We start from the raw sequence: 18,445 nt of genomic DNA on the forward strand, positions 1-18,445 counted from the left end.
TCAGTTATAAAATGCCGTCTGTTTTAAAATAAAGCGTGATAATATGCCCTACAGAGAGATCAATCTGATGTAGCTATGTCTAATTTCAATAAAACCTTATCGAAACGCTTACGTCTGAATCATGCATATGGGCAATTAATTGCTCTTATTTTTGTGCCCATTATGATTTTAACGTGTGTTGGGGCTTTTCTGGTTTTAACTGAAACATCACGTTCTGCAAAGCAACAACAATTGCATCATGCCTCAGCGATTTTGGCACGCTACAATCAAATTGCTAAAGATCTCTACACATTAGTAGAACTACAACCAGACGAATATGATCATGCTCAACATATTATGCAAAGTATGTTTAGCGAGAAAAATCTAAAGCGTGCTGCTTTAATTGATAGTAATGGTCAGACTTATTTAAGTATCGGTTATCGAGATAATCGTTACTGGCCTAACTTCACACAAAACAATAACTTTTTTGGTCCGATCTCTTATAACCATAATAATATTTATGGAGTCCGTATCATTGATACCGCAGGAAAGCCTCCTGTCTGGCTCTTGATTGAAATGGATAATCAACCACTTGAATTAGCGCGTTATCGCATTTTGATTGCTTTGGTCATTACCGGCCTAATGACTTTATTATTACTTTTGCTCTGTCTTAACTTTTATTCTCGCCGCTGGATTGCACCCATGTATGAAATACGTATGCAATTACAGCGTCTCAATGCAGACACTTTAGACCAACACATCGTGATTAACAGTTCCGGTGAGTTAAGATTACTCCAGCGCGATATCGCAAACGTGGTGAAACGCTTACACTTTAGTTTTTTAGAGTTAAAAGAACATACCGAACAAACAGAAGAAGACTTACGCAGAACTTTAGATACTTTAGAAGTTCAAAACATTACTTACCGTCAAGCACGCGACCAAGCCATTTCATCTAATCAGGCAAAATCGGTTTTCCTTGCCAATATCAGTCATGAACTTCGTACACCCCTTAATAGTATTGATGGCTTTATTCATTTATTACTTCGCCAACAAAATTTAAGTAACGAACAGAACCTTTATTTACAAACTATTCGCAAATCCTCTGCCCATTTATTAGCATTAATTAATGATGTATTAGATTTCTCCAAAATTGATGCAGGTAAACTGGAACTTGAAACAGCACCTTTTGACTTAGAAGAAGCTGTATTTGATGTCATGGATATGTTGTCACCTTTGGCTGCACAAAAGCACATTGCTATGGCTTTTTATTATGCAGATAACATTCCTCAACAGGTGATTGGTGATGCTTTACGCTTTAAGCAAATTTTGACTAATTTGATTTCCAATGCCATCAAGTTCACGCCAGACGGTGAAATTATTGTTCGTGTACGTATGGAACATGATGACATCGGTCAGTGCTTGCTTCATTTTAGTGTTCAGGACAGTGGTATTGGTTTAAGTGGTACAGACCGTAAAAAATTATTTGAGTCGTTTTCGCAAGGCGATGCATCTGTTACCCGCCAATTTGGTGGTACAGGCTTAGGTCTGGCAATTTCTAAACAATTGGTTCATCTCATGCATGGCCAAATTGGCTTTGAAGATAACCAAGAACGTGCTCCAACAGAAAAAGGTTCAACATTCTGGTTTACTGCACAGTTTGCTGTAGATGAAGAACATGAGATTGAACATCCTCACTTCGAACATTTACAAGTGGTGTCTTATTTAGCTCACCCTGCAACAGCCAGTGTTTTGCGCTACTATCTTGAAAATTATCAAGTACCACATATCGAAACTCAATCGATTCTGGACTTGTTTAGCCGCTTAAAACATCTCGACCAAAAAGACAATACATGGCTCATTGTTGATCATAGTGGTGATACTGAAGCTCTACTCAAAGAAATCCGTAGCCGCTATCAAGGTAACTTAGCAGTTTACGGCTATCAAATGACGCTTGAGCCAAACATGCTCACCGAATATCGCGCTCGCCCACTTTATCAACCATTAAGCCGCAGTGGCCTCATTCAATTATTAAGTGACCAACCCATCTTTGAAGAGGAACAACAAGACTTTAATGGACAGGGTTTACATATTTTGGCGGTCGATGACCATTTACCTAACTTAATTGTTTTAGAAGCATTATTAGGTGAGTTAAATGTCAAAACCACTAAGGCTTTAAGTGGACAAGAAGCGCTGAATATTATTCAAGAAAGAATTGATCAGAAGCTTAAACCATTTGATTTGGTATTTATGGACATTCAAATGCCAGTTATGTCGGGCATTGATACCACACGTGCGATCCGATCTTTAGAATCCACTTTAGATGGGGAAATGCAACTTCCAATTATTGCTCTAACAGCCCACGCGCTTGCAGATGAAAAGCAAAAGCTTCTTAAAGTTGGTATGAATGACTATGTCACCAAACCAATTCAAATGGAGCAGATCATTCAAATTTTAACGCAATGGACGAAAAACAACTTCACTGCGCAAAATCTAGCTAAAGATCATCATGTGGTTGCAGAAGCGTTAGATCCAGAAATTTTAAATTGGCAGCAAAGTTTACAACTGGCAGCAAACAAAGAAGATTTAGCTCAAGATCTTCTCAAAATGTTGGTAGATAGCTTCCCAACCGAGCTAGAAGAAATGCAACAACTCATTGAGCTTGAAGACTTTCCTCAGCTTGAGCATGTACTACACCGTCTCTATGGCGCAACACGCTATGTAGGCACACCAAAACTTCAACAAGTGACGGGAGACTTTGAACAATTTATTTCTACGCTACGCAAAGAACGCCGTAGAGCTGACGATGGCTTCATTGAAGAAGTCATGAGACGTTTCGATGAATTAGGTCTCGTCATTAAAGAAGTTGAGAGTGCAGCTCATCAAATTTTAGTCATACCAGATTAAATAACAGTTGCTAAATAGGCATGACTGACCTGTCATGTTTCCAATTTCCAGCCATGCTATGCTCCGCTTATCGATAAAAAAATAAGCGGGAATTTCATGGCACTTTTACGTATTGAAAAAAATAATGGCATTGCAACAGTTTATCTAAACCGTCCTGATAAACGTAACGCTATGAGTTTTGCTCTACTCAAAGAACTTGTAACAACGGCTAAAGCTATACAAAAAGACCGAGATATCCGCTGTGTAATTTTGACAGGTGAAGCACAAGTGTTTAGTGCTGGTATTGATTTATCTGACTTAAACAATCCTAAGAACTCTGCATTTGCCATTTGGGAACTTATTAAGCCAGGGCAAAGCCTTTTCCAAAAAGCTTTTCTTATTTGGCAAAATTTGCCCGTCCCTGTTATTGCCGCTCTTGAAGGTTATTGTTTTGGGGCAGGTATGCAACTTGCACTAGCTGCCGATATCCGCATTGCCCACCCAGACACTAAAATGTCGATTATGGAAAGCCGTTGGGGTTTAGTACCAGATATGGGTCTTACCCGTTCGCTCAAAGGCTTGATTGGAGTTGACCTTGCAAAAGAGCTGACTTTAACTGCCCGTGTTTTTGACGGAAATTATGCAAAAGATATTGGACTTGTGACTCACTTAAGTGAGAATCCATTAGAAAAAGCAAATGCGATCGCTTCAGAAATGTTACAGCGCTCACCTGATGCATTGACTGCTGCAAAACGTGTACTAGATGCAATGGAACATCAACCAGAAAAATCATTACGCTTAGAAAAAATCTGGCAACTTAAATTATTACTTGGTAAAAATAGCAAACTTGCTCGTAAAAAAGACAAACATCCGGAAGTTAAATTTTTACCACGCCAATATAGATAAGAGCTTTATTATGAATTTTGATCGTAATACTCCTATTGCTTTTTTAGGCATAGGACTTATGGGAAGCCGTATGGCAAGCCGTCTTATACAAGCCGGCTTTCAGGTCGCAGTATGGAATCGAACAACATCTGCTTGTGAAGAACTTATTGATATTGGCGCGCATGCACTCGATCTTTCCAACATCGGACAGTACCCTCTCATTTTAACTTGCCTAGCCGACGATAAAGCTGTGCAAGCAGTATTTGATCAAATTCAAACAAACTTAAAAGCGGGTCAGGTCATTGTCGACTTCTCAAGTCTCTCTGTTGCTGCGACAAAAGCACTTGCTCAGGCTGCTGCTTCACAAGATGTGATATGGATTGACTCCCCTGTTTCAGGCGGTACAACTGGGGCAGAACAAGGCACGCTAGTCATTTTTGCAGGTGGCGATGCTCAAACTATTGAAGCTTTAAGTCCTGTTTATAATGTTCTTTCCCAACGTGTCACACGAATGGGAGATACAGGCACAGGACAAGCAACTAAAATTTGCAATCAACTCATTGTGGCAGCAAACAGTGCCCTGATTGCCGAAGCAGTTGCACTGGCAGACCGGGCGGGTGTAGATACCACTTTACTCGCTCCTGCCCTAGCTGGCGGATTTGCCGACTCAAAACCTTTTCAAATACTGGCACCACGTATGGCGACTCATACTTTCGAACCTGTTCAGTGGAAAGTTCAAACATTATCGAAAGACCTTAACAACGCAGTAACATTGGCTAACAATGTTAATTTAGACATCCCCGTTGCACAAAAAGCTCTATTACAGCTACAAACTCACCAAAAAAATGGCTTTGCTGAGAAAGATTTAGCTACTATGATTCAAGTAGTAGAGCAATAATAAACGGAGTTTGTGTATGGGTCGTCTTGCCGTTAACTTATCCATGATTTTTACCGAAGTTCCTTTAATTGAACGCTTTGCATTAGCCCATGCAGAGGGCTTTGAACATGTAGAAATTCAATTCCCATACGAGCTTGCCATTTCTGATATTCAAGACCAACTTGAACGTTACAACCTAAATTTATGTTTAATTAACGTTCCTGCTGGTGACCTTATGCAAGGTGGAAATGGCTTAGCAGGTATACCGGGTCAAGAGGCAGCATTTCGTGAAGCATTACAGTTAGCGATTCGCTATGCCACAGCATTAAAAGTACCACGTGTTAACATTTTGGCAGGCAAGCAACCTCAAGACTCTGACTTACTTCCTTGCCTTAAGACACTTGCAAGCAACTTAAAATTAGCCTGTGATTTACTGACAGAACACGATATTGAACCTGTATTTGAAATGATTAATGGCACAGATATGCCACGCTTTTTGGTACAGAACATTGCCCAAGCCCAAGAAATGCTAGAAGCAGTCAATCACCCTGCCTTAAAAATGCAATATGACTGTTACCATATGGCAATGATGGGTGAAGATGTACTTGAAGGTTTACAAGAAAATATTCACCAGATTGGCCATATTCAGTTTGCAGATTGTCCGGGACGCCATGAACCCGATACAGCTCAAATACCGTATGAGCAAATTTTTTCATGGATTAAGCAAAGTGCTTATGAGGGCTATATTGCGGCAGAATATAAACCCAAAAATGGCTCAAATCAGTCATTTACATGGAAAAAGAAATATTTTTCCGATGATGTAAATATATAAACTGTTACTAGTTTTGTTTGAAATTCTGAGTGAAAACCACTATATTAGATAGTGAGTAATTGTCAGGAAAATATACCCTATATGAATTTAGAACCATCGCCCAGCGTGTCTAATTCTCACGATTTCGCAATGAATACCTCAAATAAAGACGTACAAGCTTGTCTTAAAGTCGTCCATGACGCTTTAGTTGATGTAAAAGCAAAAGATATTCTACAGTTAGATGTTAGTTCTATTAGCAATGTTGCTGATGCTATTGTCATCGCGAGTGGTACTTCTACTCGTCACGTCAAAGCACTTGCTGACAATGTTGCAGAAGAAGCTCGAAAAGCTGGTTTCCGCCCGATTGGCGTTGAAGGCGAACGAGATGCCGAATGGATCTTAATTGATCTTGGCTTTGTTGTAGTACATGTGATGCTACCAACTGCCCGCAAATTCTATGATTTAGAAAGCTTATGGCGTACTGCTCCAGAGTCGGTCGCATAAAATTTTGCTTTTAAAAAAGCGGCTCTTTTGAGCCGCTTTTTGTTTATACACTTACTGAAACTTTTATTATTTAAACACCCACCTTTACCCTCATGTTCTATGAAAAGCTGGTAACTCAACAAAACTTTAATAACACTAACAAGCAAGTCATCACTCTTATTTAAAATTGACATGACAAATTGTCAGAATTCCAGCACTATACCAATTCTTATAGTCTCATCAATAAATAGCATAACCGGAGCACTAAAAAGTGAAGATACTCATTACAGGCGCCAACACAGGTATTGGTTTTGCCACAGCAGAACAACTTGTAGAACAAGGACAACATGTCATTTTGGCATGCCGAAATCCTCAAAAAGCACAAGAGGCACAAAACAAACTACGCTCACTCGACCAAGGACAAGTCGATGTCGTTTCTCTTGATTTAAACAGCCTTGAATTAACTCAAAAAGCTGCCGAAAAAATTACAGATAAATATGGTAGCCTTGATGTACTTATTAATAATGCCGGTCTATTTTCAAAAACAAAGCAACTCACCGTAGATGGGTTTGAACAGCAATTTGGCGTTAACTATTTAGGTCACTTTTTGTTAACTCAAAAACTACTTCCCGTTTTAAAGCAGTCTCCTCAAGCACGCATTATTCATCTAGCGTCTATTGCTCATTGGGTTGGTTCAATTAAGCCTAATAAATTTCGTGCAGAAGGTTTTTACAATCCCCTGTTCTATTATGGACAATCCAAGCTTGCAAACTTACTGTTCAGCAATGCATTAGCTGAACAACTAGCAGATAGTTCAATTACCAATAATGCATTACACCCCGGTGGTGTTGCTTCCGATATTTATCGCGATTTACCAAAACCAGTTTATGCAGCCATGAAAGTAGGTTTAGTTCCAACATCGGTTCCTGCAAAGCTCATTACAGAAATGGCGACTGGCGACACATGGCAAAACCGCAATGGTGAATATGTCAGTGCGCATATGCCAGACTGGAAATCTTCCCATGCCAAAAACCAGCAATTAGCACGCGATCTCTATCAGCAATCTATGACTCTAGTGGAAAAGTTCCTCTAACCTTCAAAAAATAAAAAACCACCCGAAGGTGGTTTTTTTATATCAAAGCAACTTAGTGGCCTGTACCGTTAATTGCTTTCGTCATATCTTCAACAACTTTCTTAGCATCACCAAAGATCATCATTGTTTTTTCGTTATAGAACAAATCATTATCAAGACCAGCATAACCTGTCGCCATAGAACGCTTAATCACCATGATTGTACGTGCTTTATGTGCTTCAAGAATCGGCATACCATAAATTGGTGAACCTGGGTCATCTTTTGCAGCAGGATTCACAACGTCGTTTGCACCAATAACAAGTACTACGTCAGTTGCCGGGAAGTCTGAGTTGATCTCATCCATTTCCAAGATGTCTTCATATGCTACGTCTGCTTCAGCAAGCAATACGTTCATGTGACCAGGCATACGACCTGCAACCGGGTGAATTGCGAAACGGACGCGAACACCTTGCTCTTTTAGAATTTCACATAACTCTTTTACAGCATTTTGTGCACGACCTTGCGCCATACCATAACCCGGCACAATCACAACGCTGTCTGCATTTGACATTAAGAAGCCAGCATCATCAGCAGAACCTGAACGGTAGTTACGTTGAACTTGTTCACCTTTAGCAGCTGTAGAAACTGCTGCACCACCCATTGCACCACCAAACAATACGTTGATGATTGAACGGTTCATTGCTTTACACATGATGTATGACAGAATCGCACCAGATGAACCCACAAGTGAGCCCGCAACGATCAACATGTTGTTTTCAAGGGTAAAACCAATACCTGCTGCTGCCCAACCAGAGAACGAGTTAAGAAGCGATACCACTACAGGCATGTCACCACCACCTACCGGTGCAATCCATACCCAGCCAAATGCAAGTGCAAGTGCAGTCATTGCCCAGAAAGCAGTCATATTGCCAGTTGTGAAGAAGTAAAAACCACAAGCCAACATCGCAACAAAGATAAGTGCTTGAACAGGTTTAACCCATCCACCAGAGATTGTTTTAGCCCATTTTTTCGCAGCCAATTTACCGTAAGCAAACACAGATGCTGTAAAGGTAATCGCACCAACAAAACAACCAACAAACAATTCAAATAGGTGAACCTTGCTCATGTGTGCATGTTGCACGCCAGCCGCTGTTAATGCTGCCTCATTTTGAGCAAACAATGCTGTAAGCTGGTTGTTATGCAAAATTGCTGCAACCGCAATTAAAACCGCAGCCAAACCCACCAATGAGTGCATAAGTGCAACAGTTTCAGGCATTTGAGTCATTGGTACAGTACGTGCACGTGCAATACCCACAATCGCGCCAAGCACCATTGCACCACCAATCATCCAAATAACCGGGTTATTGGCAACAAAGAAGGTTGTTACAACTGCAATCGCCATTGCGATCATACCGTAACGGTTACCTTGAATTGCTGTTTTAGGACCAGATAGGCCGCGAAGCGTCAAGATAAAGAGAATTGCGCCTACAAGGTACAACCAGTTTGCATTTGCTTGAATAAATTCCATGTCAAAGCCCTCTTATTTCTTTTGCTTAGGCTTGAACATTTCCAACATGCGTGCAGTTACTGCGAAGCCGCCGAAAATATTAATGCTTGCTAAAAATACTGCAATCGCACCAAGTACGCTCACAACATTCACACTTTGAAATGCAACATTTGCATCTACACCAAGTACAGGCAGGCCAACTGTTTGTAACATCGCACCAACAACAATAATCGATGACAATGCGTTGGTTACTGCCATAAGTGGCGTGTGCAAAGCTGGTGTAACACCCCAAACAACGTAATAACCTACGAAGATGGCAAGGACGAAAATTGTAATAGTTTCAACCATGAGAAATCTCCTTAACCACGCTTAAGCAGCACTTGACCGCCATGAGTGACCAATAGGGCTTTTTGGATTTCGTCTTCTTGATTAATCGCAAAGTTTTTGTCTTTGTCGAATAAAGTCTCTACGAAATTAAAAACGTTACGTGCATATAATGCAGAAGCTTCTGTCGCAACAGTGGCCGGAATATTTGGAATACCCAAAATTTTTACGCCATTTTCAGTGACAACAGTTTCGCCAACTTTAGAACCTTCAACGTTACCGCCTGTTTCAACTGCCATATCTAAAATGACAGAGCCTGGTTTCATTTTGGCAACAGTTTCAGCTTTGATCAGACGCGGTGCATCACGACCTGGTAACAATGCTGTTGTAATCACGATATCGGCATTCGACACAGCTTTATCTACAATCGCAGCTTGGTCTTTGATGTATTGCTCACCCGGCATCCAGCCATAACCATTTTTTGCTGCATCTGCTGCACGTTGCTGTTCTTCTTCAGACATTGGTACGTCTAACCACTTACCGCCTAAAGACTCAACCTGATCTTTTGCCGTTGGACGTAAATCTGTTGCTTCAACAATTGCACCCAAACGTTTTGCAGTAGCAATCGCTTGAAGGCCTGCCACCCCAACACCCATAATCACAACACGTGCAGGCTTTACAGTACCAGCAGCAGTCATAAGCATTGGGAACATGCGTTGATATTCAGCAGCTGCAAGCAAAACTGATTTATAACCAGCTAAGTTTGCTTGAGAAGACAACACATCCATGTTTTGTGCACGAGAAAGCGTACGAGGAAGCAATTCCAGAGCAAAAGCAGACACTTGCTGATTCGCAAATTGGTCTAGCTCGGTATTACGATAAGGATCAAACATTGCTACAACAGTTGTATTTGCTGCAAGTTTTTGAATTTCCCCGCCTTGTGGCGCACGAACTTTCAAAATAATTTGACTACCCGTATAGGCATCATCCGTAATGGTTGCACCGACCTGTTCATAAGCACTGTCAATGTACGCAGCCTTTACACCAGCACCACGTTCAATCACAACGCTATGACCAGCGCTAATCAACTTCTTTACTGTCTCTGGCGTAGCAGCTACACGATTTTCACCGACGACAGTTTCGGTTGGGATTCCGATCTGCATGAGCGTTCCTCAAGCTAATTTCTCATTGTCAAAAACATTGCAACCCGCAATGTTTCCCCCATGTGTATTCTTTGTACAGAATTTGGATTCTAATTGAACTTTTTGAAAATACCACCCACTATTTATTTAATAAATACCCATATTTTGAACTGATGATTCACGATATTTGACTTGAGGTGTAATATAGGAAGATTTTTCTTTTTTGCAGACAATAGTCTCTCTTATACAGTCCTGTATATGAAAATTTCTTTATCTTCGTTTCAAATTGGGTCTTTTTTTGCGCTTTGCTCTGCTTTTCTATTCAGCACAAAAGCGATTTTTATTAAACAAACTTATGCCCTTTCTCCATTAGTAGACGGTACAGTCCTGATGGCTTTACGGATGTTAAGCGCTTTACCGTTTTTTCTATTAATTTGCTGGTTCAATAGGCATCATAATCAGGGCATAAAAAAGAAGGATTGGCTAATTTTAATTTTTGCCGGTCTATTAGGCTACTACTTTGCCAGCTGGCTCGATTTCATGGGCCTCATGTTTATTAGCGCTTCTTTAGAGCGAATCATCCTATTTTTATATCCCACACTTACCGTGATCGCTTCAAGTCTGCTCTACAAACAAAAATTAGATGTAAAAAGTTTATTCGCCATTTTTCTTAGTTATGGTGGAACCGTGTTAGTGATGCTGCAAGAGCACAACAATGCACCAATTCAGGGCAACTTTTGGCTCGGAACAAGTTTTGTATTTGCTAGCGCTGTAGCTTTTGCCGGTTATTTACTGCTGACTCCACCATTAATTAAAAAATTTGGTTCTTGGAATTTCACAGGCTTAGCTTTAACAGTTGCCTGTATAGGTACATTAACCCATTACACTTTAAGTACCTCTCACCCGATTCAACTTCTATTACAACTTCCCTCAAGTGTAATTTGGTATGGGATTGGCTTAGGCTTTTTAGTCACTGTCTTACCTACCGTTATGCTTATGCAAAGCATTGAACGATTAGGTGCCTCTCAATCTGCGATGATTGCTTCGATTGGACCCGTTTTAACGATTTTGCTTGCCGTTGCTTTTTTAAATGAACACCTAAATATATGGCAATGGGTCGGTTGTTTCCTCAATATAGTCGGCGTAATGATGATTACTTTAAGAAAGAAAAGACTAAAACACTAAATGCTCTTGACCTCAACTTAAGTTGAGGTTGGATACTCATCTAAATTTTATTAAACGGTTGAGTTCCATGGACAAAGAAATTTTTAAAATCATAAATCCTTCTACTTTATATGATCCAACACCTAACGCTTACAGTCATATCGCTGTAGTAAGCAATTTTAACAATATTATTCATATTGCAGGTCAAGGTGGCGAAGACCAACAAGGTCAATTAAGTTCTCATTTCAGCGAACAAGTCCTACAAGCATTTGAAAATATTAACTATGCGTTAGTGGCTGCCAATGCAGAGCTTACGGATATCGCTGTTTTAAGAATTCTAGTTGTTGACCATTCGGTAGAAAAACATGAGATTTTGATTAAAATTATGAAGGATTTATGGAAAAATCATCCTTTTCCAGCCTGCACACTCATTCCTGTGCCGCGTCTTGCACTAGAACATATGCTCATTGAAGTCGAAGCAACGGCATACACTTAATAAAATCGAGAGAACATCATGTCTACCCCTGAAGATATCAGTCAAAATAAACCTTTACTTTGGTTGATGGCAGCAGCATGTGGCCTATGTGCAGGTGTGAATTACTATTGCCAACCCCTTATTCACTCTATTCAGCAAGATTTTGCTGTAACTCAAGCACAAGCTGCTTTAACAGTAACATTTGCTCAGGTGTCTTATGCCTTAGGTTTACTCTTTATTGTGCCAATGGGGGATATCGTCAATAAAGCCAAAGCTATTCCGTTTTTAATGATGCTTTGTGCAGTTGGCCTATTTACCTCTGCTTTTGCTGTTAACTTACCTATGCTCTGGATCGGTACAATTTTAGCGGGTTTGTTTTCAGTTGCAGCTCAAGTGCTTATTCCTCTTGCAACAATGACGGTTAAACCTGAAAAAACTGGTGAGATTATTGGCTTCTTAATGAGTGGCTTATTGGTCGGGATTTTACTCTCTACCAGTCTGGCTGGCTTATTTTCCAACCTTTTCCACTGGAAAGTCGTTTATGCCATAAGCGGTATATTAATGCTTTTGTTGGCCTATACCTTAAAAAGCCGCCTACCTTATGTCATGCGTATGAAACTGAACTATGGACAAATCTTTATTTCCATGGCTCAGCTTTTAAAAGAGGAAAAGCGTCTATTATTAAGAGCGCTTACAGGTGCTTTCGCCTTTGCAGCAGTAAGTATTCTATATTCCACCATCGCATTACTTCTCACCTCGGCACATCATTTACCCGATCTATTTATTGGACTGGTACCTTTAGTCGGTATCTTTGGTGCGTTATCAACACGTTATATCGGCAAATATGCCGACCAAGGCTACACACGTTTACTCACCTGGATGGGTTGCGGGCTATTTTTGGTAAGCTGGATTTGTTTCTATTTCGGACAAACTCTACTTTCAGCTTATGTTATTGGTTTTGCTTTAATTCAATTGGCACTTGCCCTTGTTCACACCAGCAACCAAAGTATTATTTTCCGTTTACGTCCCGATGCTAAATCTCGTATTAATGCTATTTATATGACTACTTATTTTATTGGTGGTGCAGCTGGTTCGGCATTAGGGATTTTTGCATGGAATCGTGGTGGATGGACCATGACTTGCCTAGCAGGTGTTGGACTCGTTGTATTTTGTATTTTATTTAGCATGATTGATGCTTTCTTACAAAAAAAGCAAATGGCTTAGCTATAAGGTAATTTGTTAAAAATCATCTTACTATATCTAACATTAGGGCGGTTATAAATTACGCAGTTAAATGCCACTGTCGATTCAGGGCTAAACCCCGTATAATGCTGCCCTTTCTTTAATTTAGCGACTTTTGGGTCTTTCGGTTATGCAATCACTTCAATCGTTACAACCTCGTATTTCAGTAGCCCCAATGATGGATAGGATCAACTAAAATAAAATATCATTTATTATTAAAAACTTAGAAACAAAAATAAAATTCATGGTGTAAATTTAGTGTAAAAATTTAATTACTGAAAAATAATTTAAAAATCCAGCCCATTTATGAATGGCTGGATTTTTATTTGATCTATTTTTGATAAGCTAGCTCAAAAGATCCTATTTCCTCTAAGACATACCGAATGTGGTGGCTCGTATCAATTGCAACCCATTGCGTAGGATTTCCTATAAAATTATTAATACCGTGCGCACATTCAAAGATTTTATTGTCTCCCCAACTAAAGCTTACATCTTCATAATAGATAGAATTAATTAATCTCATTGCTAGCTGCTTTCTATGCCCATGACTTCCACCATCTCTAGAAAATGGATGGCCTCTTACGACATAGTAATTTTTATCTATAGTGTAGATAATTTTTCCATTCGTATGTTGATTAATAATCTGCTTTTCTGGAGCTGGATGTCTTGCTCCATGATCTGCAAACTTCAATTTAACATTAGGGAACATGTTTCTTAAAGTCTGCCATACAACCATTTCTTTTCGAAGTACTGGACCATCCGTATCATGATCTTCAATGGCTTCTGCAACGCTTGAAGGATATGAAGCTCCACTGATAGAAATGTATTTAAAATCATATTCAGTTAATACTTCTAAAAAGTCTCTAGACTTGCTTAGCATCTGTTCAATTGTTATACGATTGACACTTACATCCCCAAAATCTAATAATATAGAACAATTATTTTCTGCTAATTTTAAATCAGAAATAATTGATTCTAGTTGTTCTTTGAAAAAATCAGGTTCATCAATATCATACATTGCCTCACCATCTAATCTAATACAAAAATAAGGAGCCTCTGGATAATTTAAATTTTTCATTGTTTGATGATAAAGACTGCTCATTTGATCAAACCAACGGTCATAACCAATTACAGGAACTACCTTTACTCCTAATGCAAACAATTTGTTATACGTATAGGTTAGGAAATGCTCACCATTCTCCAATAAAGCTTCAGATGGTTTCCAAAAATAACCATCCACTAAAGCAATATTTCCACTCCATAATTTCCCTATTTTCTCGCAACGGCTATTAATATCAACAAGTCTTGAAACCCCTTCTTTATAAATATTAGGCATTTCAAATAAAGGGTGGAAAGTTGGCTGTATTTGATATTCTAACTGCTCAGACCTAATAGGTTTTATCGCATCAAATTCACCTTGCTTCGCTTTCATGATTGGGACATATTCTGGAATTTTCATCATCTCTACTCCTCAACACTTAATAAATGAGAATTGGTTAATAATGCCTTGACCTGATATTGACCAACCAAGTCTGAAAATAAGGTGTAATTTCCCAACTCTTTTCGAATACGCCCTGCAATGATTGCTGGATGAACTCTCAACTCTTTAGCCAACTTTTCAATAGATTCTTTACTTGGTGAGATAAATGCCTCTGTACGTCTCAAAACTCCTCTTGGTATAAATGCCTCTCTTGCCAATCGATTTGCTTCAGCCTCCCTCCGATCCTCCATACTTGATGAATCTAAATCATCGAGAAATGCTTCTGTTTCATCAACATGCTTCCAAATATGTGCGCATTCATGTAGTAACGTAAACCAAAAATTATCCAATCGGTCATATCGTAAACTTAGCCCAATAATAGGAGTGCCGTCACTGTCCTTCAATGCCGCTCCATCAAGATGCGTACCCTTAAGATGAGGCTCAATGACTACAGCAATTCCATGCTTTTCTAAGTATTCAATTGCTAATATTGGCCCATGCTCAAACCAGCTTAATTGAGCTAACTCTCTTAAAAAATTACTATTTATTAAATTAGGGTCATATTTTCCTAGACTATCTTTCTTATCTCTAGCTTGGAGAATGACTCTAGCTAGCCACGCATACAGTGCATACATCGTATTAGGTGTTTGGGCATCACCAGACAACTTTCGTTTAAAAGAAGCTGAGCCGATTTGTAACCCTGATTGAGCAATATATTTTTGGATAATACTCTCAGTTGATGCTGCCGTATCAGCAAGAAATGTTTTTAACCACCCCCTATTTTTCATCTCTTTAACAGGAAATTTAGACCAATCAATATTATTTTTATCTAATGTATTCTTTGAATTTGATAAACCAATTAATGTCTCTACCGACAGTCCCAACCCTACAGATAATGCTCGGATCATATCTACGGTTAAAGCTCTTTTTCGATTAAGAACTTCAGAAACTCTACTAGTAGTACCAAAATATGGGGCCAAATCAGCTTGTTTTAACCCTTTCTCATGCATCCTAAATAGAATTGCATCAATAGGATCAGGCGCCTCTATCGGATATTGTTTATTTTCATAATCTTCTATTAAAACCGATAATAATTCCAACCGATCACTCTCAGGACTTCCTATAGCCGGATTTAGCATAATTAAAGAATGCACTTCGTCAAGATAAGCTTGATACTGCTCTCTTGTACGAATAACTTTAAATTCCATTGTTAGCACCTTTAATGTTTACAGCTTTAATAATCGCTATTCTTTGAGAAAACGCGATTTGTAGACAAATAACCCATTTAGAGTTATGTATCGAAAATTCGAAACATTGATTTTCCAAAATAGATACTTTTGGAAATTGTTTCAGAATATCTTCCGCGCCCCGCCAATGAGCATCACGTATTTCAGAGATCCAACTTATGAGCCATTTTTTAGCAAACTCACACTCAATCACTGTTATTTTTTCAAGACCTAAAAGCTTCATTTAAAAATATTCCCAATTTGGGAATAAATTACACCATTTCAAAATACAACTCAATTCCCATTTTGGTAATTATCATAAACTAATTATTGAGAACTACTTTAATTGCTTAAATATTTATCAGTGATATGGTCTTTGTTAGATTTTTTTGAAATAAAAGAATAAATTTAATTAAATAAATCAATATTTAAAGTTTGATATGTTAGATATTGAATTGACATAAGCTGCCCATAATTCCTTCATTCAAAACCTAATTTAGTCACGGTCTTTCTAACAGAATTACAGTCTGACTAACCTCTAATGATCTTAAATAATAAATAACAGTAAAAATACTTTCTGTTATAGGGATAGGTAGTCTATAGATTGTTTTATGTATGTGGACAAATCCAGACTTGTCCACATATTTAAAATTAGGAGTCACTACCTATGCGTTTGCGTTCACGACTTCTAAAATTTTTCACATATAGGCCATCAATCATTTCTTTTGGCTCTAAAGCTAAGGCGCAATTAGCTAAAGTAGCAATTGTATTATCTGTTAACTTAAAGTCATTAGGTAAGAAACCATATTCTTTCTGACGATTACATTCAATAGCTTCAAATAAAGCTCTAAAATAATCAACTAAGGAAGCTCTCTCACCTCTTGTTGCCACTTCAGTAATAGAATCAATAGCAATAGGTACGGCCATTCTTGCATCTTCAGCGATAACTTTCATTACATCATCTAACCGAGGCCAATATTTAAGATCAAACCGACCTTGGAGTTGCTTTAATTTATCTAGCAAAGATGTTCTAAAATACGGATTATTCTGAGATGCTTCACGAATTACATTACCAATGTGATAATGGGTATCTGTCATAAAGCCAGAAGTATTTATTAACTCGGATCTAGTTTCTAGGAGAGCTGCTAATTCATGAGCTTTAATAGAAATTTGCTGATTAATCTCATTCAATTTTTTCTGAGCAGCTCTAGACTTTATTACTTCCTCTGGACTATGCATTGAAGTAATTTCTACTAACAAATCTAAAAAATTTGTGAGGGCTTGATGATATTTCCCTAGTTTTGAATACAACTCACTATAAGCATGTTGTAACTCAACTTTACGCTCAAGTAACCTATCAATGATTATATTTTCACTAGGAAGTATCTTGGCTTGCGTATTAGTAGCTTTTTTATCTAATAGAATAGCTACACATACCTCTTGAGCTTTTATTTCATCTATAGACTTCATGATTTCATCTCTGTAATTGGTTCTGCTTACAGTGTAATTAGCTCAATTAAATCTGTCGGTATCTGAGTAATAACAACTTTTGTAGTACTCAGATACCTCCTTACTCATGAAAGAGTATATAAACAGTAGACTAGTTTTATTGGGAATTATATTAAGCAACTAGAGTCTAGTTAAAATTTTCCAGTTATTGATCACTAACTAAATTAGAACCAATACCACCAAAAAAAAATATAAGTGTTTGATATAAAAAATATATAAACCTTCTATATCTTTAGCCATCCTTTATTTAAGAATTTTTAATCTATAGCTAAGTAAACAGCTATTTCATCGACTACTGCTTTGGCTGTTCTAGAAACCCCAATTAATGTTGCCGATGCCATGCCTGTCCATTCACCATAACCAACTAGCCAAAGGTTGTTTATTTTTATTGAACGCCCATCATTGACAGCAACAGTCTGATTAGGTTCTATCACTCCTAGACTCCTTAAGTGATTTAGGGATGCTTTGAAGCCTGTACACCAAATCACAGCATCAACCAATTGTGTTGAACCATCCTCCCAAACAACCGAATATTCTTTAAATGCTTTAAAGGGTTCTCTGCTATGTAATACCCCACGTTCACGTGCATCTTTGACACTATCAATCATGACAATATCCCCTAGACCACCAATGGGTTGATCAACTATTCGTCCCTCCTGTTGTGCCTTCAAACGTTCTGTTGCTCGAAGGAATAAAACACGCCCATCAACATCATCCGATAAAAATTGAGGAGGATTTACTGTGATCCAAATAGTGTCTGCAACTTCTGAAACTTCAGCAAGAATTTGAGCACCAGAGTTACCTCCTCCTATCACTAGAACCTTTTTATTAATAAAAGGTTCTGGATTAACATAATGTGCTGAATGGGTTTGTATTCCTTTAAATCTTTCTAATCCTTCGTAATGTGGAATATAAGGCTGACTCCATGTACCTGTAGCACTGACAACGGCCTTTGCTCGCCAATATTTATCACCCGCATATACATCTAAGCAGTCATTTTTTTTCTCAATATGATCAACATGTATAGGTCGAATGACAGGAAATTGATAGCGTTGTTCGTATGCAGATAAGTATTGAATCACCTCATTCCGCGTTGGATAAGTTTGTTCAGTTTTTGGCATCATCCAGCCCGACAACGAACTCCAAGTATTTGGAGAAAAAAGACGTAAAGACTCCCAAGCATGTAACCATGCACCACCTGCCTGATTTTGGTCATCTAAAATCACAAATGGAATTTTCTTACGTTTTAAAAAATAGGCTGTAGCAAGAGCTGCTTGTCCACCACCAATAATGACTACATCTACTTCAGCTTGTAATTGAGACAAATTATCTCTCCCTCTTCTTTATTGTCATAAACAAAATCAAAAGCCCAGCCTGTTTAACAGA

The 18,445-nt window shown here is 38.5% G+C and carries 17 protein-coding genes; 9 read left to right on the plus strand and 8 right to left on the minus strand.

The window, feature by feature from the left end:
• Positions 1–75 precede the first annotated feature (75 nt).
• The 6 genes from NQ782_RS07620 (at position 76) to NQ782_RS07645 (ending at position 7,011) form a co-directional block, all read left to right on the plus strand.
• A complete protein-coding gene (locus NQ782_RS07620; RefSeq protein ID WP_000064534.1) occupies positions 76–2,883 on the plus strand; it encodes an ATP-binding protein in 2,808 nt (935 codons plus the stop codon).
• A gap of 96 nt (positions 2,884–2,979) precedes the next feature.
• Positions 2,980–3,768 (plus strand): crotonase/enoyl-CoA hydratase family protein, encoded by a 789-nt coding sequence (locus NQ782_RS07625; RefSeq protein WP_001196724.1) that lies wholly within the window; start codon positions 2,980–2,982, stop codon positions 3,766–3,768.
• A gap of 10 nt (positions 3,769–3,778) precedes the next feature.
• Positions 3,779–4,645, plus strand: coding sequence for an NAD(P)-dependent oxidoreductase (locus NQ782_RS07630; protein WP_001008372.1), 867 nt, complete (start codon positions 3,779–3,781; stop codon positions 4,643–4,645).
• Between the two features lie 16 nt (positions 4,646–4,661).
• A complete protein-coding gene (locus NQ782_RS07635; RefSeq protein ID WP_000532984.1) occupies positions 4,662–5,456 on the plus strand; it encodes a hydroxypyruvate isomerase family protein in 795 nt (264 codons plus the stop codon).
• An 81-nt stretch (positions 5,457–5,537) separates the two neighbouring features.
• The gene (gene rsfS / locus NQ782_RS07640) at positions 5,538–5,939 is read left to right on the plus strand and encodes a ribosome silencing factor (RefSeq protein ID WP_001047580.1); all 402 of its coding nucleotides are present in this window, start codon (positions 5,538–5,540) and stop codon (positions 5,937–5,939) included.
• Between the two features lie 250 nt (positions 5,940–6,189).
• Entirely contained in the window at positions 6,190–7,011 is an 822-nt protein-coding gene (locus NQ782_RS07645) for an SDR family NAD(P)-dependent oxidoreductase (RefSeq protein ID WP_086230940.1), read from the plus strand.
• Between the two features lie 52 nt (positions 7,012–7,063).
• Here NQ782_RS07645 and NQ782_RS07650 read toward each other — a convergent pair whose 3' ends face one another.
• The 3 genes from NQ782_RS07650 to NQ782_RS07660 are packed head-to-tail and all read right to left on the minus strand — an operon-like array spanning position 7,064 to position 9,984.
• Entirely contained in the window at positions 7,064–8,518 is a 1,455-nt protein-coding gene (locus NQ782_RS07650) for an NAD(P)(+) transhydrogenase (Re/Si-specific) subunit beta (RefSeq protein WP_000394405.1), read from the minus strand.
• 12 nt (positions 8,519–8,530) lie between these two features.
• Positions 8,531–8,845, minus strand: a complete 315-nt coding sequence (locus NQ782_RS07655) for a proton-translocating transhydrogenase family protein (protein WP_000230434.1) — start codon at positions 8,843–8,845, stop codon at positions 8,531–8,533.
• An 11-nt stretch (positions 8,846–8,856) separates the two neighbouring features.
• Positions 8,857–9,984: a Re/Si-specific NAD(P)(+) transhydrogenase subunit alpha gene (locus tag NQ782_RS07660; RefSeq protein WP_001165467.1), complete on the minus strand. Its 1,128-nt coding sequence runs from the start codon at positions 9,982–9,984 to the stop codon at positions 8,857–8,859.
• Positions 9,985–10,221: 237 nt separating this feature from the next.
• On the opposite strand from NQ782_RS07660, the gene NQ782_RS07665 reads away from it, so the two are divergent.
• The 3 genes from NQ782_RS07665 (at position 10,222) to NQ782_RS07675 (ending at position 12,826) form a co-directional block, all read left to right on the plus strand.
• Complete coding sequence (locus NQ782_RS07665; RefSeq protein WP_000703584.1) at positions 10,222–11,148, plus strand: DMT family transporter; 927 nt, start codon at positions 10,222–10,224, stop codon at positions 11,146–11,148.
• Positions 11,149–11,215: 67 nt separating this feature from the next.
• On the plus strand, positions 11,216–11,623 hold the full coding sequence (locus tag NQ782_RS07670; protein ID WP_057092822.1) for a RidA family protein: 408 nt from the start codon (positions 11,216–11,218) through the stop codon (positions 11,621–11,623).
• A gap of 18 nt (positions 11,624–11,641) precedes the next feature.
• The gene (locus tag NQ782_RS07675) at positions 11,642–12,826 is read left to right on the plus strand and encodes an MFS transporter (protein ID WP_000106683.1); all 1,185 of its coding nucleotides are present in this window, start codon (positions 11,642–11,644) and stop codon (positions 12,824–12,826) included.
• Between the two features lie 349 nt (positions 12,827–13,175).
• Here NQ782_RS07675 and NQ782_RS07680 read toward each other — a convergent pair whose 3' ends face one another.
• The 5 genes from NQ782_RS07680 to NQ782_RS07700 all read right to left on the minus strand — a co-directional run bounded on the left by NQ782_RS07680 (position 13,176) and on the right by NQ782_RS07700 (position 18,384).
• Positions 13,176–14,306, minus strand: coding sequence for a beta family protein (locus NQ782_RS07680; RefSeq protein WP_000975797.1), 1,131 nt, complete (start codon positions 14,304–14,306; stop codon positions 13,176–13,178).
• A gap of 2 nt (positions 14,307–14,308) precedes the next feature.
• Positions 14,309–15,532: an ImmA/IrrE family metallo-endopeptidase gene (locus NQ782_RS07685; RefSeq protein WP_000394712.1), complete on the minus strand. Its 1,224-nt coding sequence runs from the start codon at positions 15,530–15,532 to the stop codon at positions 14,309–14,311.
• Entirely contained in the window at positions 15,522–15,794 is a 273-nt protein-coding gene (locus NQ782_RS07690; RefSeq protein ID WP_000770669.1) for a type II toxin-antitoxin system HigB family toxin, read from the minus strand. Before NQ782_RS07690 ends, NQ782_RS07685 begins: the two co-directional genes overlap by 11 nt.
• Before the next feature lie 407 nt (positions 15,795–16,201).
• Entirely contained in the window at positions 16,202–17,020 is an 819-nt protein-coding gene (locus tag NQ782_RS07695) for a hypothetical protein (RefSeq protein ID WP_000835370.1), read from the minus strand.
• Between the two features lie 296 nt (positions 17,021–17,316).
• Complete coding sequence (locus NQ782_RS07700) at positions 17,317–18,384, minus strand: ArsO family NAD(P)H-dependent flavin-containing monooxygenase (RefSeq protein WP_000080827.1); 1,068 nt, start codon at positions 18,382–18,384, stop codon at positions 17,317–17,319.
• Positions 18,385–18,445: the final 61 nt, after the last annotated feature.

This window comes from Acinetobacter sp. BD54 (assembly GCF_044778325.1).
Classification (GTDB): Bacteria; Pseudomonadota; Gammaproteobacteria; order Pseudomonadales; family Moraxellaceae; genus Acinetobacter; species Acinetobacter baumannii.